This window comes from Pseudothauera lacus (assembly GCF_003034845.1).
Lineage (GTDB): Bacteria > Pseudomonadota > Gammaproteobacteria > Burkholderiales > Rhodocyclaceae > Pseudothauera > Pseudothauera lacus.
In genome coordinates this window covers 228530-247000 of record NZ_PZKC01000005.1, presented here as the reverse complement: position 1 = coordinate 247000, position 18471 = coordinate 228530, and the positions used below count along the sequence as shown (strand labels likewise).

The window sequence follows — 18471 nt, the reverse complement described above, 5'->3', positions numbered from 1 at the left end:
AAGGCGCCAGGGGCGCTAAGGCCGCATGAGCTCGGCAAGCGGCCAGCGCGGCCGGATGGCAATCCGCCCTTCCCGGCTGCCGCCTGCGCCAGCCGCCAGGCGCAGCGCTCCGGCAAAGGCGATCATGGCGCCGTTGTCAGTGCATAGTTCGGCCTCGGGGTAATACACCCGCCAGCCGCGGCGCGCCGCGGCGCGATCGAGTTGGGCGCGCAGTTCGCGGTTGGCACCGACCCCGCCGGCCACCACCAGACGCTGCAGGCCGGTGCTGCGCAGCGCGGCGAGGGCCTTCCTGACCAGCACCTCGACCACCGCCTGCTGAAAATCCGCCGCCAGATCGGCAGCGTCGGCGGCTTGCCAGCCCGGTGCGGAAACGACGTTGAGCACCGCCGTCTTGAGACCGCTGAAGCTGAAATCGAGGTCGCCGGAGTTGAGCATCGGTCGCGGCAGGCGGAAACGCCCGGCGCTGCCGGTGGCGGCCAGCGCCGCGAGCTGGGGGCCGCCCGGATAGCCGAGACCGAGGAGCTTTGCGGTCTTGTCGAATGCCTCTCCGGCGGCATCGTCGAGGGACTCACCGAGCAGTTCGTACTCACCCACCCCGGTGACGCGCATCAACTGGGTATGGCCACCCGATACCAGCAGGGCGACGAAGGGGAAATCGGGCGCGTCAGCTGCCAGCAGCGGCGACAGCAGATGACCTTCGAGGTGGTGGATGGGCAGGGCGGGCACGTCGAGCGCCAGCGCCAGCGCCTCGGCCGCGCCGGCGCCGACGAGCAGGGCGCCGGCCAGCCCGGGGCCGGCGGTATAGGCCAGCGCATCGATCTCACTCAGCGCACAGCCGGCCTCGGCGAGCGTCTCGCGCACCAGCAGCGGCAGGCGGCGGATGTGGTCGCGCGAGGCGAGCTCGGGGACCACGCCACCGTAAGCGGCATGGAGGTCGATCTGCGAGTGCACTCTGTGACCGAGCAGGCCGCGCGCGCTGTCGTAGAGCGCAACGCCGGTTTCATCGCAGGAGGATTCGATACCCAGTACCTTCATTGCTCCGCTCTGGCTGGCAAGGGGGAGCCGCATTCTACTGCAAGGCAGCAGAACGCCGCCAAAGTGCTCAAAATGGTGTGCCATGGGTCCACGCCGGCAGCACCCCGGCATACAATCGCCCCCATGAATCCGCCCGGCCCGCTGATGCAGATCGCCATCATCGACGACACCCCGCTCAATCTGGTGCTGATGGAGAAGCTCGTCGGCCGCCACCCCGGCTGGCTGCCCCGCGCCTTCGCCGACCCCCGCGAGGGCCTGGCGTGGTGCCTAGGCCACGAACCGGACCTCATCGTCGTCGATTACATGATGCCCGAGCTCAACGGCGTCGAGCTGATCCGCCGCGTACGCGCCGAGCACGCCCACAACGACGTACCCATCCTGATGGTCACCGCCAGCGACGAGCGCAAGGTGCGCTACCAGGCGCTGGAGGCCGGGGCCAACGATTTCCTCCTCAAGCCCATCGACGCCCACGAGTTCGAGCCGCGGGTGCGCAACATGCTGGCGCTGCGCGAAGCCCACCTCGCCACCCGCAACCGTGCCGAAACCCTCGCCGAGGAGGTCCGTCGCGCCACCGCGGAGATTCACGCCCGCGAACGCGAGACGGTGACCCGCCTGGCGCGCGCGGCGGAGTTCCGCGACCCCGAGACCGGCGCCCACATTCAGCGCATGGCCCAGTATGCGGCACTGATCGGCCGCCAACTGGGCTGTGACGCCGCCTACGTGGAGGCACTGCTGCTCGCCGCACCGATGCACGACGTCGGCAAGCTGGGCATCCCCGACCACATCCTGCTCAAGCCGGGGCCGCTGAGCAGCACGGAGATGGCGCTGATGCGCCGCCATCCGGAGATCGGCCACGACATCCTGAAAGGTTCCAGCTCACCGATCATCCAGTTCGGCGCCAGCATCGCCCTGAGCCATCACGAGAGGTTCGACGGCAGCGGCTACCCGCGCCGCCTCGCCGGTGACGGGATTCCTCTTGAAGGACGCATCGTTGCCGTCGCCGACGTCTTCGATGCGCTCACCTCGGCACGCCCCTACAAACCGGCGTGGGCGCTGGCGGACGCCGAGGCGCTGCTGCGCAACGGCCGCGGCAGCCATTTCGACCCGCAGTGCGTGAATGCCCTGCTCGGCGCCTGGGAAGAGGTGCTCTCCATCCGCCAGCGCTACGGCGACCAGGCCTGAGCCAGACTTCCCGCCCCCCGGGGCGCGACCGCAACGGCCGTCGCTCCGTTCAGTCGCGCTCGATGAGTTCGACCTTGTAGCCGTCCGGATCCTCGACGAAGGCGATCACCGTGCTGCCGTGCTTCATCGGCCCGGCCTCGCGCACCACCTTGCCGCCGCGTGCGCGGATCTGCTCACAGGCGCCGGCGGCATCGGGCACCGCCAGAGCGATGTGGCCATAGGCAGTACCCAGTTCGTAGGCCGCGGTATCCCAGTTGTGGGTAAGCTCGAGCACCGCGCCGGCGGCCTCGTCCTGGTAACCGACGAAAGCCAGCGTGAAGCGCCCCTCGGGATAGTCCTGGCGGCGCAGCAGACGCATGCCCAGGACCTCGGTATAGAAGGCGATGGAGCGCTCCAGGTCGCCGACGCGCAGCATGGTGTGAAGAATGCGCATGGTGTTCAATCCTCGTTGATGGGCCCGGCATCCTCCCCGGGCAGGAACAGCGGCAGGCCGGCGGCGGCCGCACGCAGGCGCACGCGCGCCGCACGCCAGTCCGGATACAGCGACTCGACCACCGACCAGAAACGCGGCGAGTGGTTCATTTCCAGCAGGTGGGCGACTTCGTGGGCGACCACGTAATCGCCCAGCGCCGGCGGCAGATGGATCAGGCGCCAGTGCAGGCGGATTCCCGAACGCAGCGAGCAACTGCCCCAGCGCGTGCGCGCCGAACTCAGACGCACCGGCGGGGCGGCCACGCCGAGGCGATGGCAGTACTCGGCCACCCGCCCGCCAAACCACGCCAACGCCCGCCCCCGCAGGGCACGCTGCAACAACGCGGCGTGGTCGGCCGCAGCGGCCGGCAGCCACAGTTCGTCATGACCGTCGGCGGCAGGTGCCCACCGTGCCCCGCGCCCCCCGCCGAGGCGCACGCGGCAGGGATGACCGAGGAGCGGGAAGGTGGCGCCGTCGACGATGGCAAAGGCGCTGCGCTGCTGCCGTTCGGCAAGCGCCGCAAGACGGGCGAATGCCCACTGCGCATGCTGGCGCACGAAGCCTTCGACCTCCCCCGCGGCGCAGCGCAGCGGCACGGCGACGCGCAGGCCGCGCGCATCGACCTGCATGGCCAGGGTGCGGCGCGTTGAGCGACGCAGGGTGTAGCGCAGTTCGCGGCCATCAACCAGCAGACAGGCGTCGTGCTCGATCGCCGTCGCGCGCCTGGGGCGCAGCATGCCGCTCAGCGCGCCTCCCAGGGGTGGCCGCGGCGGTCGAGTTCGGCGCGGATGCGTGCCATCGCCGCCTCCACCACCGCCTGCGCGCCCTTCATGCCCAGCTCCAGGCTGCGGCGCTGCCCTTCGCCGGGCAGCGTGGGCAGGCTGAACAGCGTAGCCGCGGGAAACTCTGCGGTCAGGCTGCGCATCAGGTCGATGAGCTGGCCTTCGTAGGTGTCCCAGACGGTAAGCGATTGCTCGACGTAGTCTTCGGCGTGATGGAGGTGGGCGTAGTGCGTGTCGAGCACCCATTCGACCATCGGCCAGGCCATCTGCGGGAAGCCGGGGACGAACCAGTGCCCGTGGATGGCGAAGCCGGGAACGCGGTTATAGGGATTCGGGATGATCGTGCTGCCGAGCGGAAAGACGCCCATCTGCAGGCGCTCGGGCGTGGTTTCGTCGCCGAAGCGGGCGCGGATCTCGGCCTCTGCCTCGGCGTGGAGGGCAAGCTCGACGCCCAGCGCAGTGGCAGCGGCCTGGCGCGTATGGTCGTCGGGGGTTGCACCGATGCCGCCGAAGCTGAACACCGTGTCTCCCGAAGCAAAGCTGTCGCGCAGCGCGGCGGCCAGGCGCTGCGGGTCGTCGCCCTCATAGCGTGCCCACGCCAGCTTCAGGCCGCGCGCGGCCAGCAGTTCGATGAGCTTGGTCAGATGCTTGTCGGCACGCCGGCCGGAGAGGATCTCATCGCCAACGATCAGGGCTCCAAATGCCATGTCTGCTCCACGGAGGTCGAGGTCTGGGGTTCAGGGTCGAGCAGGGTGACACCATGCTCGGCGCGCTCGCGACGCAGGGATTCGAGCATGAAGTGCACGAAGGTCAACCCGCAGAACGCCGGCGCGAGGATGTTGAAGACCGGCACGTAGGCCATCAGCGCCCCCAGCCCGCCGAGGGTGAGCATGGGCAGCCGGTGGACGCGCGGCAGAGCGGCGAGTTCGTCGGCATCGGCATGCAGCATCAGGGCATCGTAGGCGAAGGCGCGCTGGTTGAGCCAGGCGGTGAGGGCAACGGTGATCACCAGACCGAGGCCGGGGATCAGCCACAAGGGCAGCGACAGCAGCAAGGCGCAGACGAACAGCGTGGCGGCAGCGGCGGTGTTCCACACACTGCCGAGGGCGCTGCCGCCACGGCGCAGTTCGAGATCGCCGTATTCGGCCACCGACACCTTCTCAAGGATCAGCGGCAACGCCACCGCCCCCACGAGTACCGCGGCGGTGATGTAGATCAGCGGCACGAAGAGCAGGAAGACAGCGATCTTGACCAGCACCGCGAGCACCGCAGTGGCGGACTCGGAGCTGCTCAGCCAGGCCCCCAGGCCCGGCCAGCCCAGCACCCAGTCGAGCACCGTGGCGATCAGCACGCTCCAGCTGAGAATACCCACCAGCAGCCAGATCAGCGCCGCCACCAGCCCCGGCCACAGCAGATGCCAGAGCACCCCGCGCCGCCCCAGGCTGCGCAGCGCCCGGCCGATGGCCAGCAGCAAGGCACTCATCGCATCATGCCGCCGGGCAGCATGCCCTTGAGGCCGCGCATCATCTTCTGCATGCCGCCCTTGGAGAACTGCTTCATCATCTTCTGGGTTTGCTCGAACTGGTTGAGCAGGCGGTTGACCTCCTGCACGCTCACCCCCGCGCCGGCGGCAATGCGCCGCTTGCGGCTGGCCTTGAGGATCTCGGGCTTGGCGCGCTCCTGCGGAGTCATCGAGTTGATGATGCCTTCGACGCGGCCGATGGCCTTCTCTTCCGCCCCGCCCTGCAGCTTGCCTGCGGCCTGGGCGAACTGTGCGGGCAGCTTGTCGAGCATCGCGCCGATGCCGCCCATGCTGCGCATCTGGGCAATCTGTTCCTTGAAATCGTTGAGGTCGAAGCCCTTGCCGGTCTTGAGCTTCTGCGCAAAGGCACGGGCCTTGTCCTCGTCCACACCGCGGCGCGCCTCTTCGACCAGGCCGAGGATGTCGCCCATGCCGAGGATGCGGCTGGCCATGCGCTCGGGGTGGAATTCCTCCAGCCCGGAGAGCTTCTCGCCGACACCGGCGAACTTCAGCGGCTTGCCGGTGACGTGGCGCACCGACAGCGCAGCACCGCCGCGCGCGTCACCGTCGAGCTTGGTCAGCACCACGCCGGTAAGCGGCAGCGCCTCGCTGAATGCGCGTGCGGTATTGACCGCATCCTGGCCGAGCATGGCATCGACGACGAAGAGCGTTTCGACCGGCTTCACTGCGGCATGGAGGGCCTTGATCTCGGCCATCATGGCGTCGTCGATGGCCAGACGGCCGGCGGTATCGACGAGCAGCACGTCGAAATAGTGCCGGCGCGCGTAGTCGAGCGCAGCAAGGGCGATGTCGACGGGCTTCTGATCGGCCGACGAGGGGAAGAATTCGATGCCGGCCTGAGCGGCGACGGTCTTCAACTGCTCTATCGCCGCCGGGCGATAGACGTCGGCCGACACCGCCAGCACCTTCTTCTTCATGCGCTCGGTGAGCAGCTTGCCGAGCTTGCCGGTGGTGGTGGTCTTGCCCGCGCCCTGCAGGCCGGCCATCAGGATCACCGCCGGCGGCTGCGCCGCCAGGTCGAGGCCGCTGTGGGTGCCCCCCATCAGGGCCTTGAGCTCGTCGTGCACGACCCCCACCAGGGCCTGGCCCGGCGTCAGCGAGCCGATCACTTCCTGGCCGACAGCCTTCTCGCGCACACGGGCGACGAAGTCCTTGACCACCGGCAGGGCGACATCGGCCTCCAGCAGGGCCATGCGCACCTCGCGCATCGCTTCCTGAATGTTGTCTTCGGTCAGCCGGGCCTGTCCACGCAGGGACTTGACGACCTTGGAGAGGCGCTGGGTGAGATTGTCGAGCATGTTGTATGAGGATCTCGGCGTTGGAGTAAACTGCGAAGGCTATGGTCAAGATTCTACTTCATCTCCTGCCCGCGGCACTGTATGCCGCACTGGGCCTGCATTTCTGGCGCGCCTGCCATGCCGGCGGCGTCTCCGGCGCGCGCCAGTGCATGTCATTGCGTGAGCGTCTGGTGCTGCTCGCCGCCCTGCTCGCCCACGGCGCGGCACTGCACGGCGCCCTGTTCGCCGGCGGCGAGATGCGCTTCGGCTTTGGCGTGGCCATCTCGTTGATGGTGTGGCTGGCGATCTGCTTCTACTGGGTGGAAACCCTCTACGCCCGCCTCGACGGCCTGCACGCGCTGGCGATGTTCGCCGGCGTCGGTGGCAGCCTGCTGCCGGCGCTGTTCCCCGGCGATCACGTGCTCACCAACGCCGGCTCGCCGGCCTTCCGCGCCCACTTCATCATCGCCATGCTGGCCTACAGCCTGTTCACCCTTGCCGCCCTGCACGCCATGCTCATGGCCGTGGCCGCGCGCCAGCTCCACAACGCCCGCTTTTCCCGCGCACTCGCCAGCCTGCCGCCACTGCTGACCATGGAGGCGCTGCTGTTCCGCCTCATCGGCATCGCCTTCGTGCTGCTCACCCTCACCCTGATCACCGGCATCGCCTTTTCCGAAACGCTCTTCGGGCAGGCCTTCCGACTCGACCACAAGACGGTGTTTGCGGTGGTGTCCTGGCTGCTCTTCGGCATCCTGCTGATCGGCCGCCACGTCCGCGGCTGGCGCGGACGCATGGCGCTGCGCTGGACCCTGGCAGGCTTCGTCGCCCTGCTGCTGGCCTACGTCGGCAGCCGCTTCGTGATCGAGGTGATGCTCAGCCGCGCCTACTGAGACGGGCACACAACGGCTCATCACTTGACAGCCGGAGCCCCCCCGCCAATACTCGGATTCCCGCGTAACTGACGAGTCGGCGTGTCCGAATCACTTCTCCCCGCGCAGCTTGCCACCCTGGTTCTGCTGCTGATCTTCTCGGGGGCCTTTTCCATGACCGAAACGGTCATGATGGCCGCCAACCGCTACAAGCTTCGCTCCAGGGCCGCCGCAGGCCACACCGGCGCCAGGCTTGCACTTGAACTGCTGGCCAAGACCGATCGCCTGCTGGGCGTGATCCTGCTGTTCAACAATCTGATCAACATCGCCGCAGCGACGCTGTCGAGCGTGATCACCATTCACCTCTTCGGCGAGGATCGCTGGGCGCTGGGCGCCGGCACGGTCGCCCTGACCTTCCTGATCCTGGTGTTCTCGGAGATCTCCCCGAAAGTCATCGGCGCCCACCACGCCGACCGCCTCGCCCCCATCCTCAGCTATCCGCTCACCGCGTTGCTGAAGCTGTCCTATTTCGCGGTCTGGTTCGTCAACCTCTTCGTTGCCGGCCTGCTCTCCATCCTGCGCCTGCAGCCGCAGAGCGACGCGGCGGCGAGCAGCCTGTCACTGGAAGAACTGCGCGCCATGGTGCTGGAGTCCGGGCAGTACATTCCCGGCAAGCACCGCAGCATCCTGGTCAATATCTTCGATCTCGAGAACATCACCGTCGAAGACGTCATGACCGCACGCGGCGCCATCGAGAGCATCGATCTCTCCGCCCCGCCCGAGGAGATCCGCCGCCGCATCGCCACCAGCTACCACACCCGCCTGCCGGTGTTCGAAGACGACTCCGAACGCGTCATCGGCATCCTCCACCTGCGCCGCCTGCTCGGCCACACTCTGGAGGAAGGCTTCGAGCCCGAGGCAATCCGCGAGCTGGTCGGCAAACCCTACTTCATCCCCGCCGACACACCGCTGTACTCGCAGTTGCAGTTCTTCCAGGAAAACCACCAGCGCCTCGCCCTGGTGGTGGACGAATACGGCGAACTGCTCGGCCTGGTGACCCTGGAAGACATCATCGAGGAACTGATCGGCAAATTCACCACCAGCGTGCCCGACAGCGGCGACCGCGTATGCTGGGGCGAGGACGGCAGCGTGCTGGTCGATGGCAGCCTCAACCTGCGCGAGCTGAACCGCAAGCTCGACCTCTCCCTGCCGCTTGACGGCCCCAAGACCCTCAACGGACTGATCCTCGAGCACCTGCAGGATATTCCTGAAGGCGGACTGTCGCTGAAGATCGCCGACACCCCGATCGAGGTCGTACAGACTCAGGATAGGCGGGTGCGCACGGTACGCCTGTTCCGCCCCCAGACCCGGCCGGACGCCTCCACACACTCTCTGGAACACCCCTGAGCGCCGCGGGCCTTTACAAGCCGGGCGGCGGCGTGCAAGATCGAATGTCAGTTAGTTAATATTGCACACATGGCAGCCACCTCGCAGTCAGCCCTGAGCGGTCTTGCCCGCGCCCTGGTCCAGCACGGACGTCTTTCCGAGGCGGACGCGCTGTCCTGTGCTACCGAGGCGGGTACCGGCAAGGGCTCATCGAACGGCTTCCTGCTCGAACTGGCGCAGCGCAAGCTGATCAGCACCCGCGACGTCGCGCGCTTCGCTGCCGAGACCTTCGGCTACCCACTGTTCGACATCGGCGCCCTCGACAAGTCCTTCATCCCGGCCGACGCCGTAGACCGCAAGCTCTGCGCCAAGCACCACGTGGTGCCCCTGGGCAAGCGCCAGAACCGTGTCCTGGTCGCCATCGCCGACCCCTCCAACATGCGGGTGCTCGACGAGATCCGCTTCCAGACCGGGCTGCAGATCGATCTGGTGGTAGCGGAGGCCGACAAGCTCGCCAAGCTGGCCGAAGGCCTCAACGAATCGGCCGCCGACAGCATCAAGGAACTCACCGGCGACGACTTCGACATGGACCTCCTCGATCAGGAGGGCGGAACCGCCGAACCCACTGCCGACGATGCCGCCTCCGAAGTCGACGACGCCCCGGTGGTGCGCTTCATCCAGAAGGTACTTATCGACGCCATCAACGAGGGGGCTTCGGACATCCACTTCGAACCCTACGAGAAGTACTACCGCATCCGCGTACGCACCGATGGCGTCCTGCGCGAGGTTGCCCAGCCACCCTTGGTGCTGCGCGAGAAGATCGCCGCCCGCATCAAGGTGATCTCCCGCCTCGACATCTCCGAGAAGCGCGTCCCGCAGGACGGCCGCATGAAGCTGGTGCTGTCCAAGAACAAGGCCATCGACTTCCGCGTCTCCACGCTGCCGACGCTGCATGGCGAGAAGATCGTGATGCGTATTCTCGACCCATCCTCTGCGATGCTGGGAGTCGATGCGCTCGGCTACGAGCCCGACCAGAAGAAAGCCCTGCTTGATGCCATCGACCGCCCCTACGGCATGATCCTGGTCACCGGACCGACCGGCTCGGGCAAGACGGTGTCGCTGTATACCTGCCTGAACATCCTCAACAAGGCGGGGGTCAACATCTCCACCGCCGAAGACCCGGCAGAAATCAACCTGCCCGGCATCAACCAGGTCAATGTCAACGACAAGGCCGGCCTGAGCTTTTCCTCAGCGCTGCGCGCCTTCCTGCGCCAGGATCCGGACGTCATCATGGTGGGCGAAATCCGCGACCTGGAAACCGCCGAGATCTCCGTCAAGGCCGCACAGACCGGCCACCTGGTGCTGTCCACGCTGCACACCAACGACGCCCCGACAACGCTCGAACGCTTGAAGAACATGGGCGTGGCGCCATTCAACATCGCCTCCTCGGTAATCCTCATCACCGCCCAGCGCCTCGCCCGCCGTCTGTGCACCTGCAAGCAGCCGGTAGACATTCCCATCGAGGTGCTGCTGCAGGCCGGCTTCGACGAGGCCGACCTCGATGGCAGCTGGCAACCCTATGGCCCGGCAGGCTGCGAGCGCTGCAAGGGCAGCGGCTACAAGGGTCGCGTGGGCATCTATCAGGTCATGCCGATCTCCGAGGAAATCGCCCACATCATCATGACCAACGGCAACTCCATGGACATTGCCGAACAGGCCCACCGCGAGGGGGTGCGCGATCTGCGCCAGTCCGGGCTTCTGAAGGTCAAGCAGGGGGTCACTTCTCTGGAAGAAGTGCTGGCCTCCACCAACGAATAACACGAGGACCACACTCATGGCCACAGCAACCCGCGCCAGCCGACCAGTGAAGGGCGGCCCCAAGGAAGATCTCTATCACTGGGAAGGCAAGGACAAGGGCGGCAAGATCATTCGCGGCGAAATGCGCGCCGCGGCGGAGTCGGTGGTGCAGGCCACCCTGCGGCGCCAGGGGGTGACGGTCAGCAAGGTCAAGAAGCAGCGCATGTCGCGCGGCGGCAAGATTACCGACAAGGACATCGCCCTGTTCACCCGTCAGCTGGCGACCATGATGAAGGCCGGCGTGCCGCTGCTGCAGGCTTTCGACATCGGCATCAAGGGTTCCGGCAACCCCGCCCTGGCCCGCCTGCTCAACGAAGTGCGCAACGACGTCGAAACCGGCCTCAGCCTGTCGCAGGCCTTCAGCAGGCACCCGGTGCATTTCGACAAGCTCTTCTGCAGCCTCGTCGCCGCCGGCGAACAGGCCGGCATCCTCGACAGCCTGCTCGACCGCATCGCCACCTACAAGGAAAAGATCCTCGCCATCAAGAGCAAGATCAAGTCGGCGCTGTTCTACCCCATCGCGGTGATGGTGGTAGCCGCCCTGGTGATCTCGGTAATGATGCTGTTCGTGATTCCCGAGTTCAAGAATGTCTTTTCCAGCTTTGGTGCCGACCTTCCCGCACCGACGCAGATCGTCATCGCCATCTCCGACTTCTTCGTCGACTACTGGTACGTCATCTTCGGCATCCTCATCGGCATCGTCGTCGCCATCGGCTACACCTACCGGCGCTCGGTGGCAATGCAGATCGCGGTCGACCGTACCGTGCTGAAGCTGCCGGTGATCGGCGACATCATCCGCAAGGCCACCGTGGCGCGCTGGGCCCGCACGTTATCGACGATGTTTGCCGCCGGCGTCCCGCTCGTCGAAGCGCTCGATTCGGTGGGCAGCGCTTCCGGCAACCATGTTTACGTCACCGCCACCAAGCAGATCCAGGGCGAAGTCAGCACCGGCACCAGCCTCACCGTGGCGATGCAGAACGCCTTCGTCTTCCCCACCATGGTGGTGCAGATGGTTTCCATCGGTGAGGAATCCGGCCAGCTCGACTCCATGCTCAGCAAGGTCGCTGATTTCTTCGAGCAGGAAGTCGACGATGCCGTTGCCGGCCTGTCGCAGCTCCTTGAGCCCATCATCATGGTCTTCCTCGGCACCGTGATCGGCGGCCTGGTGGTTGCCATGTACCTGCCCATCTTCAAGATCGGCGCCGTGGTCTGACCCCTCCGGCGGGTGCCTGCGGGCACCCGCTCATCTTCCCATGACAGAATTCCTCCAACAGCCGCTCGCTTTCGGCGTCGTCGCGGCCGTGCTCGGCCTCTTCGTCGGCAGCTTCCTCAACGTCGTCATCCACCGCCTGCCGCGCATGATGGAACGCGAATGGCAAGCCCAGGCGGCCGAACTGCGGGGCGAAGCGGCGCCCTCCCAGGAGCGCTTCAATCTCGCCACCCCACGCTCGCGCTGTCCGCACTGCGGCCACCTGATCACCGCGGTAGAGAACATCCCGGTGGTCAGCTACCTGATCCTGCGGGGACGCTGCCGCCATTGTTCGGCGCCGATCAGCGGCCGTTATCCGGTGGTCGAGCTGCTCAGCGCCGCGCTCAGCGGCTACGCCGCCTGGCACTTCGGCTTCGGGCTCGCCGCGCTCGGCGCCCTGTTCTTCCTGTGGACGATGATTGCACTGGCCTTCATCGACCTCGATACCCAGCTCCTCCCCGACGACCTCACGCTGCCGCTGCTGTGGGGTGGGCTGCTGTTCAACCTCGCCGGCACCTACACCGACCTCTCCAGTGCGGTGATCGGCGCGATGGCCGGCTACCTCGCCCTGTGGTCGGTGTATTGGCTCTTCAAGCTCCTCACCGGCAAGGAAGGGATGGGCTACGGCGACTTCAAGCTGCTCGCCGCCATCGGCGCATGGCTGGGCTGGCAGGTGCTGCCGCTGACCATCCTGCTGTCCTCGCTGGTCGGCGCCGCGGTCGGCATCGCCCTCATCGTCCTTGCCCGCCACGGCCGCAACGTCCCCATCCCTTTCGGCCCCTACCTCGCTGCCGCCGGCGTCATCGCGCTGTTCTGGGGCGAAGCGATCACGCGCCACTACCTGGCCATTTTCTGAGTGCTCTTGAAAGCAGCCGCGACGCCCCCACCTTGCTGACGCCGGAGCGCGGAGGCTTGCTTTTCCGCATTGCCGCATTGCGCTAGACTTGCACGCTTGCCTTTCGGGAGGTCGTCATGCCCATTTACGAATATCGTTGTGAAAGCTGCGGGTTCCAGAAGGAACACATCCAGAAGATGAGCGATGCACCGCTCAGCACCTGCCCGTCGTGCGGCACTGCCAGCTACGTCAAGCTGCTGTCGGCAGCGGGCTTCCAGCTCAAGGGCAGCGGCTGGTATGCCACCGATTTCAAGGGTGCCAGCTGCCCGGCCGCGCCGCAGGGCGAGGCCGCCCCCGCGCCGGCAGGCTGCGGCGGCAGCTGTGCCTGCCACCCGGGCTGAGCCCGGACACCCCGCGGCGTGAAGAAATACTTCGTCACCGGACTGCTGATCTGGATTCCCCTCGCCATCACCTTCATGGTGCTGGCGTGGATCATCGGCACCCTTGACCAGGTCATCGAGTGGCTGCCCGCCGACGTGCAACCACGGGCGATGCTGGGCTTCAACCTGCCGGGTGTCGGCCTGCTGGTGAGCGTCACCCTGGTGCTGCTCACCGGCGTCGTCGCCGCCAACGTGCTGGGGCAGAAGCTGGTGCGTTACTGGGAGGCCCTGCTCGGCCGCATCCCGGTGGTGAAGTCGCTCTATTACGGTGTCAAGCAGGTTTCCGACACCCTTTTTTCGAGTACCGGCCAGGCCTTCCGCAAGGCCCTGCTGGTGCAGTACCCGCGCCATGGCTCATGGACCATTGCCTTCCTTACCGGGCAACCGGGCGGCGATGCCGCCCGTCACCTGCACGGCGACTACGTCAGTGTCTATGTCCCGACCACGCCCAACCCGACCTCTGGTTTCTTCCTGATGATGCCGCGCGAAGACGTCATCGAGCTCGACATGAGCGTGGATGAAGCCCTCAAGTACATCATCTCGATGGGCGTGGTAGCACCACCGCCACGCCATGCCGAAGCCCGCGCCGCCCTGCTGGGCGGCCAGCCCGGGGCGAGCGCCCCCTGACCCTCATCCTGTTTTCTGCCGGAACCCGAACGACCATGCGAACCCACTACTGCGGCCAAGTCACTGCCGCCGACCTCGACCAGACCGTCACCCTCTGCGGCTGGGTACATCGCCGCCGCGACCACGGCGGGGTGATCTTCATCGACCTGCGCGACCGCGAAGGCCTGGTGCAGGTGGTGTGCGACCCGGACCGTGCGGAGATGTTCGCCATCGCCGAATCGGTGCGCAACGAGTTCGTGCTGAAGATGAGCGGCCGCGTGCGCCGCCGCCCGGCCGGCACCGAGAACGCCAACCTGACCTCGGGCGAGATCGAGGTGCTGTGCCAGGACATCGAAGTCCTCAACGCCGCAGCCACCCCGCCCTTCCAGCTCGACGACGACAACCTGTCGGAGAACGTGCGCCTCACCCACCGCGTCATCGACCTGCGCCGCCCGCAGATGCAGAAGAACCTGATGCTGCGCTACAAGGTGGCGATGGCCTTCCGCCGCTTCCTCGACGCCCAGGGTTTCATCGACGTCGAAACGCCGATGCTCACCAAGAGCACGCCGGAAGGCGCGCGCGACTATCTGGTGCCCTCGCGCGTGCATCCGGGCCAGTTCTTCGCCCTGCCGCAGTCGCCGCAGCTCTTCAAGCAGCTGCTCATGGTGGCCGGCTACGACCGCTACTACCAGATCACCAAGTGCTTCCGCGACGAGGACCTGCGTGCCGACCGCCAGCCGGAATTCACCCAGGTCGACCTGGAAACCTCCTTCATGGACGAGCAGCAGATCACCGCGCTGGTCGAGGAGATGATCCGCTTCGTGTTCCGCGAGTCGCTCGCCGTCGAACTGCCCGCCCCCTTCCCGCGCATGACCTACGCCGAGGCGATGCGCCGCTACGGCTCCGACAAGCCGGACCTGCGCGTCACCCTGGAACTGGTCGACGTCACCGACGCGGTGGCCGACGTGGCCTTCAAGGTGTTCTCCGGCCCGGCCGCCAGCGGCGGGCGCGTGGCGGCGATGCGCGTGCCCGGCGGCGGCAGCCTGACGCGCGGCGAGATCGACGAGTACACCAGGTTCGTCGGCATCTATGGCGCCAAGGGCCTGGCCTACATCAAGGTCAACGACGCCGCCAAGCCCAACGAGGAAGGCCTGCAGTCGCCGATCGTCAAGAACCTGCACGAGAAGGCGCTCACCACCATCCTGGAGCGTACCGGCGCGCAGTCCGGCGACCTGATCTTCTTCGGCGCCGACAAGACCAAGGTGGTCAACGATGCGCTGGGCGCGCTGCGCGTCAAGCTCGGCCACGAGAAGGGCTACCTCACCGGTGAGACCTGGTGCCCGGTGTGGGTGGTGGACTTCCCGATGTTCGAATACGACGAGGACGACAAGCGCTGGACCGCCTGCCACCATCCCTTCACCAGCCCGAAGGACGGCCACCTCGAACTGCTCAAGAGCAATCCGGGCGAGTGCCTGGCCAAGGCCTACGACCTCGCGCTCAACGGCTGGGAGATCGGCGGCGGCTCGGTGCGTATCCACCGCGCCGACGTGCAGGCCGAGGTCTTCGAGGCGCTCAACATCGGCCCCGAGGAGCAGCAGGTGAAGTTCGGCTTCCTGCTCGACGCGCTCAAGTACGGCGCGCCGCCGCACGGCGGCCTGGCCTTCGGCCTGGACCGTATCGTCACCCTGATGACCGGCGCCGAGTCGATCCGCGACGTCATCGCCTTCCCCAAGACCCAGCGCGCCCAGTGCCTGCTCACCGATGCGCCTTCGGGGGTCGATGAGAAGCAACTGCGCGAGCTGCACATCCGCCTGCGCCAGAAGGTGGACAACCAGATCGAGATCGCCCGCGACTGAGCGAGCGGCGTATGGCAAGATGAGCGGACGGCCTGCCGTCCGCTTTTTGTTGTCCGCTCAAGGGCTGACGGCTGCGGCCGTAAACCGTATACCGCCGTTGCCCTGCCGAGCCGTCTTCATGGCCGAACTAGCCGCCGCCTCCGTACTGGTCATCGATGCCAATCCCGGCATGCGCGCACAGTTGCGCGCCATGCTGGCGAGCTTCGGGGTCAGCCAGGTGCAGTTCGCCACCAATGCCGGCAGTGCCATCAAACGGCTCAAGGAACGGCGCTTCGACATCGTCCTGTGCGAGTACAACCTCGACGACGGCCAGGACGGCCAGCATCTGCTCGAAGACCTCCGCAGCCACGACATCATCCCCCTCGACACGCTGTTCGTGATGGTCACCGGCGAGCGCAACTACGAGCGCGTGGTCAGCACCGCCGAGCTCACCCCGGATGACTACATCCTCAAGCCGCTCGCTGCCCACGCCCTGCACTACAGGCTGCAGAAGGTACTCGATCGCCGCGAGGTCTTCCTGCCCGCCTACCGCCTGATGGCGATGGGCAACCCCATGGGTGCCGCCGAGATCCTCCACGAGGCCGAGGCCAGCCACCCCCAGTACCGCAGCGAACTGCTGCGCAAGCAGGCCGAACTGCTCATCGACATGGGCCGCCTGGACGACGCCGAGACCGCCTATCGCGCCGCACTGACCCTCGGCAGCCTGCCCTGGGCACAGTTCGGCCTGGCACGCACGCTGATGCTCAAGAAGCACTATGAAGCCGCCGAGGACATCCTCTGTGCTCTGGTCGCCGAGCACGAACTCTATATCGGCGCCTACGATCTGCTGGCGCAATGCCGCGAACTGCGCGGGCACAGCGGCGCAGCGCTGGAAACCCTCAACGACGCCGTCAGGCGCTCACCCCACCGCCTCCACCGACTGCGCAACAGCGCCACCCTGGCACTGCAGCTCGGCCAGCCCGATGCCGCCGCCGAAGCCCTCGGCGCACTGATCGAGAAGAGCCGCTACTCCGAGTTCCGTGATCCCGAGGATCACGTCCGTCTGGTACAGGCGCAACTCGGCCAGGGCAAGCCTGAAGCGGCCCGCGAAACCATCCGCGACATGGAGCGCAGCCTCGGCGCCCGCCGCAAGACGCAGATCTGTGCGGCGCTGTGCCGCAACCTCTACTACACCGCCGCCGCGCAACCGGAGGAAGCCCGCAGCGCGCTGGTCGACGCCATCGCCACCGGCGCCGACACCACCGAGCTGAGCCCGGCGCTGAAGCAGGATCTGTTCAAGGCCTGCTTCGACAACGATCTGGAATCCGAAGGCTGCGAACTGGTGCTCGATGTGCTGCGCAATGCCGCCGACGACGGCACCGTGGAGAGCACCCGCGCCGCGCTGCACAGCCGCGGCCTGGAAACGCTCGCCGAAGAACTCGAGACGCGCACCCGCGAGGAAGTGCGCAAGCTCATCGTCACCGGTGCGGAGAAAGCCAAGAGCGGCGACTTCGACGGCGCGGTGGTGGAGATGATGAACGCCGCGCGGCGCATGCCCGGCAATCCCCACGTCCTCTTCAACGCCGCGCTGGCGCTGCTGCGCCACATCGAACACCGCGGCTGGAACGAGCGTTTCGCCACCCAGGCCGGCGCCCTGATCACCCGCGCGCGCCGCGCCGACCCCGCCAGCCCACGCCTGGCGGCAATCTCCGAATTCATGCATGCGCTGTTCAAGAAGCACGACAAGCTGCGCCAGCGCGGCACCGGCAGCATGCGGGCAGCCGCCGGCCTGAAGGATTTCTTCTCGGCATGATGCGTGACCGTCTGGCAGCCCTCCTGCGCCCTGCCGTGCTGGCGCTGCTCGGCGCCGCACTGCTGGCCTGCGCCCCTGCCGACGATGGCGGAATCGCAGCCAGCCGACTCCCCGCCGAGGCCCACGCCACCCTCGCCCTGATCGACGCCGGCGGCCCCTTCCCTTACCGCCAGGACGGCACCACCTTCCACAACCGCGAGGGGCTGCTGCCTGCCCAGCCGCGCGGCTACTACCGCGAATACACCGTCGACACCCCCGGCGCGCGCAACCGCGGCGCCCGCCGCATCGTCACCGGCGGCCGCCCGCCGGAGGTGTATTACTGGACCGCCGACCACTACCGCAGTTTCCAGCGCATAGACCGCAAGCGATGAACCCCTTCGCCGACCACGCGCCCCAGGCGGGCGTCCACCACCTGCCCGCAGCACACGCCGAAGCACTGCTGAGCGCCCTCGCTGCCGGCGGCCGCGATGTGCACCGCGTGGATCTGCATGACTGCGCGGACAAAGCCGCCGTGCTTGGCCGCCTTGCCGCTGCGCTGCACTTCCCCGGGCATTTCGGCCACAACTGGGATGCCCTCGCCGACTGCCTCGGCGATCTCGACTGGCTGCACGATGACGCCATCGTCGTGCTCGTCAGCGGCCTCGGCACCCTGCACGCGCATTCACCGGCCGACCACGCCACCCTCCTCGACATCTTCGCCGAGGCCGCGGCACGGCAGGCCGTGGCGGGAACCTGCCTGGCAGTCTATCTACTGGGCGCACCGGGGTAATGCCGGGGTGGCTTGAAATCGCCCTTGCCGAACCTATATTCAACGCAGGCAGTTCCCCACCCACAGACAGTCAGGAGACCATCATGACCAACATCATCCGTCGTGACCCCTTCGAAGACCTGTTCCGCGGGTTCTTCGTCCGCCCGGTCGAATTCGGCAACACCACCGCCGAGGCTCCGCAGATGCGTGTCGATGTCAAGGAGGACAACGACGCCTACCAGGTCCATGCGGAGCTGCCCGGGGTCAGGAAGGACGACATCCACGTCAGCATCGACGGCCCGGTGGTGTCGATCAGCGCCGAGCGCAAGCAGGAGAAGGAAGTCAAGGAAGGCGAACGCGTGCTGCGCACCGAACGCTACTTCGGCAAGGTCTCGCGCAGCTTCCAGCTTGGCCAGGACATCGACGAGGCCCGCGCCAGCGCCCGCTTCAACGACGGCGTGCTCGAGCTCACCCTGCCCAAGAAGGCCGCCGCCCAGGCCCGCCGGCTGGCCATCGACTGACTCGGCCATGCGGCCCCGCCG

19 protein-coding genes are annotated in these 18471 nt (G+C 67.1%); 13 read left to right on the top strand and 6 right to left on the bottom strand.

Annotation, left to right across the window (positions count from 1 at the left end; all coding sequences use genetic code 11):
- Window positions 1-15: 15 nt before the first annotated feature.
- A complete protein-coding gene (tsaD, locus tag C8261_RS08320; RefSeq protein WP_107493203.1) occupies window positions 16-1035 on the bottom strand; it encodes a tRNA (adenosine(37)-N6)-threonylcarbamoyltransferase complex transferase subunit TsaD in 1020 nt (339 codons plus the stop codon).
- 123 nt (window positions 1036-1158) lie between these two features.
- Between tsaD and C8261_RS08315 the strand changes: the two genes are divergently transcribed.
- Window positions 1159-2217, top strand: coding sequence for an HD domain-containing phosphohydrolase (locus C8261_RS08315; protein WP_235864871.1), 1059 nt, complete (start codon window positions 1159-1161; stop codon window positions 2215-2217).
- A 49-nt stretch (window positions 2218-2266) separates the two neighbouring features.
- Here C8261_RS08315 and gloA read toward each other — a convergent pair whose 3' ends face one another.
- The 5 genes from gloA to ffh are packed head-to-tail and all read right to left on the bottom strand — an operon-like array spanning window position 2267 to window position 6312.
- A complete protein-coding gene (gloA, locus tag C8261_RS08310) occupies window positions 2267-2650 on the bottom strand; it encodes a lactoylglutathione lyase (RefSeq protein ID WP_107493269.1) in 384 nt (127 codons plus the stop codon).
- 5 nt (window positions 2651-2655) lie between these two features.
- Window positions 2656-3426, bottom strand: coding sequence for a M48 family metallopeptidase (locus C8261_RS08305; protein WP_107493202.1), 771 nt, complete (start codon window positions 3424-3426; stop codon window positions 2656-2658).
- A 5-nt stretch (window positions 3427-3431) separates the two neighbouring features.
- Complete coding sequence (locus C8261_RS08300; protein WP_107493201.1) at window positions 3432-4178, bottom strand: competence/damage-inducible protein A; 747 nt, start codon at window positions 4176-4178, stop codon at window positions 3432-3434.
- Complete coding sequence (locus tag C8261_RS08295; RefSeq protein WP_107493200.1) at window positions 4160-4954, bottom strand: EI24 domain-containing protein; 795 nt, start codon at window positions 4952-4954, stop codon at window positions 4160-4162. Before C8261_RS08295 ends, C8261_RS08300 begins: the two co-directional genes overlap by 19 nt.
- Complete coding sequence (gene ffh / locus C8261_RS08290) at window positions 4951-6312, bottom strand: signal recognition particle protein (protein WP_107493199.1); 1362 nt, start codon at window positions 6310-6312, stop codon at window positions 4951-4953. The genes C8261_RS08295 and ffh overlap by 4 nt, the downstream gene beginning before the upstream one ends.
- 41 nt (window positions 6313-6353) lie before the next feature.
- On the opposite strand from ffh, the gene C8261_RS08285 reads away from it, so the two are divergent.
- From C8261_RS08285 to C8261_RS08230, 12 genes are all read left to right on the top strand, one after another.
- A complete protein-coding gene (locus C8261_RS08285) occupies window positions 6354-7181 on the top strand; it encodes a cytochrome C assembly family protein (protein ID WP_107493198.1) in 828 nt (275 codons plus the stop codon).
- 81 nt (window positions 7182-7262) lie between these two features.
- Entirely contained in the window at window positions 7263-8567 is a 1305-nt protein-coding gene (locus tag C8261_RS08280; RefSeq protein WP_107493197.1) for an HlyC/CorC family transporter, read from the top strand.
- A 69-nt stretch (window positions 8568-8636) separates the two neighbouring features.
- Window positions 8637-10364: a type IV-A pilus assembly ATPase PilB gene (gene pilB, locus C8261_RS08275; RefSeq protein WP_107493196.1), complete on the top strand. Its 1728-nt coding sequence runs from the start codon at window positions 8637-8639 to the stop codon at window positions 10362-10364.
- Window positions 10365-10380: 16 nt separating this feature from the next.
- A complete protein-coding gene (locus C8261_RS08270) occupies window positions 10381-11616 on the top strand; it encodes a type II secretion system F family protein (protein WP_107493195.1) in 1236 nt (411 codons plus the stop codon).
- A gap of 40 nt (window positions 11617-11656) precedes the next feature.
- Window positions 11657-12508, top strand: coding sequence for a prepilin peptidase (locus C8261_RS08265; protein WP_107493194.1), 852 nt, complete (start codon window positions 11657-11659; stop codon window positions 12506-12508).
- Window positions 12509-12624: 116 nt separating this feature from the next.
- Entirely contained in the window at window positions 12625-12888 is a 264-nt protein-coding gene (locus C8261_RS08260) for an FmdB family zinc ribbon protein (RefSeq protein ID WP_107493193.1), read from the top strand.
- Window positions 12889-12906: 18 nt separating this feature from the next.
- Complete coding sequence (locus C8261_RS08255) at window positions 12907-13554, top strand: DUF502 domain-containing protein (protein ID WP_107493192.1); 648 nt, start codon at window positions 12907-12909, stop codon at window positions 13552-13554.
- A 35-nt stretch (window positions 13555-13589) separates the two neighbouring features.
- Window positions 13590-15389, top strand: a complete 1800-nt coding sequence (gene aspS / locus C8261_RS08250) for an aspartate--tRNA ligase (RefSeq protein WP_107493191.1) — start codon at window positions 13590-13592, stop codon at window positions 15387-15389.
- 118 nt (window positions 15390-15507) lie between these two features.
- Window positions 15508-17181 (top strand): response regulator, encoded by a 1674-nt coding sequence (locus tag C8261_RS08245; protein ID WP_107493190.1) that lies wholly within the window; start codon window positions 15508-15510, stop codon window positions 17179-17181.
- Window positions 17178-17552: a ribonuclease domain-containing protein gene (locus C8261_RS08240; RefSeq protein WP_107493189.1), complete on the top strand. Its 375-nt coding sequence runs from the start codon at window positions 17178-17180 to the stop codon at window positions 17550-17552. Before C8261_RS08245 ends, C8261_RS08240 begins: the two co-directional genes overlap by 4 nt.
- Window positions 17549-17950, top strand: a complete 402-nt coding sequence (locus C8261_RS08235) for a barstar family protein (RefSeq protein ID WP_107493188.1) — start codon at window positions 17549-17551, stop codon at window positions 17948-17950. Before C8261_RS08240 ends, C8261_RS08235 begins: the two co-directional genes overlap by 4 nt.
- Window positions 17951-18033: 83 nt before the next feature.
- Window positions 18034-18450, top strand: a complete 417-nt coding sequence (locus C8261_RS08230; RefSeq protein ID WP_181358886.1) for an Hsp20/alpha crystallin family protein — start codon at window positions 18034-18036, stop codon at window positions 18448-18450.
- The last annotated feature ends 21 nt before the right edge of the window (window positions 18451-18471 follow it).

Coding starts and splice junctions, on each gene's coding strand:
- C8261_RS08285 (WP_107493198.1), top strand. CDS start 6,354: ATGGTCAAGATTCTACTTCATCTCCTGCCCGCGGCACTGTATGCCGCA.
- tsaD (WP_107493203.1), bottom strand. CDS start 1,035: ATGAAGGTACTGGGTATCGAATCCTCCTGCGATGAAACCGGCGTTGCG.
- aspS (WP_107493191.1), top strand. CDS start 13,590: ATGCGAACCCACTACTGCGGCCAAGTCACTGCCGCCGACCTCGACCAG.
- C8261_RS08265 (WP_107493194.1), top strand. CDS start 11,657: ATGACAGAATTCCTCCAACAGCCGCTCGCTTTCGGCGTCGTCGCGGCC.
- C8261_RS08305 (WP_107493202.1), bottom strand. CDS start 3,426: ATGCTGCGCCCCAGGCGCGCGACGGCGATCGAGCACGACGCCTGTCTG.
- C8261_RS08315 (WP_235864871.1), top strand. CDS start 1,159: ATGAATCCGCCCGGCCCGCTGATGCAGATCGCCATCATCGACGACACC.
- C8261_RS08245 (WP_107493190.1), top strand. CDS start 15,508: ATGGCCGAACTAGCCGCCGCCTCCGTACTGGTCATCGATGCCAATCCC.
- gloA (WP_107493269.1), bottom strand. CDS start 2,650: ATGCGCATTCTTCACACCATGCTGCGCGTCGGCGACCTGGAGCGCTCC.
- C8261_RS08300 (WP_107493201.1), bottom strand. CDS start 4,178: ATGGCATTTGGAGCCCTGATCGTTGGCGATGAGATCCTCTCCGGCCGG.
- pilB (WP_107493196.1), top strand. CDS start 8,637: ATGGCAGCCACCTCGCAGTCAGCCCTGAGCGGTCTTGCCCGCGCCCTG.
- C8261_RS08270 (WP_107493195.1), top strand. CDS start 10,381: ATGGCCACAGCAACCCGCGCCAGCCGACCAGTGAAGGGCGGCCCCAAG.
- C8261_RS08235 (WP_107493188.1), top strand. CDS start 17,549: ATGAACCCCTTCGCCGACCACGCGCCCCAGGCGGGCGTCCACCACCTG.
- C8261_RS08295 (WP_107493200.1), bottom strand. CDS start 4,954: ATGAGTGCCTTGCTGCTGGCCATCGGCCGGGCGCTGCGCAGCCTGGGG.
- C8261_RS08230 (WP_181358886.1), top strand. CDS start 18,034: ATGACCAACATCATCCGTCGTGACCCCTTCGAAGACCTGTTCCGCGGG.
- ffh (WP_107493199.1), bottom strand. CDS start 6,312: ATGCTCGACAATCTCACCCAGCGCCTCTCCAAGGTCGTCAAGTCCCTG.
- C8261_RS08240 (WP_107493189.1), top strand. CDS start 17,178: ATGATGCGTGACCGTCTGGCAGCCCTCCTGCGCCCTGCCGTGCTGGCG.
- C8261_RS08260 (WP_107493193.1), top strand. CDS start 12,625: ATGCCCATTTACGAATATCGTTGTGAAAGCTGCGGGTTCCAGAAGGAA.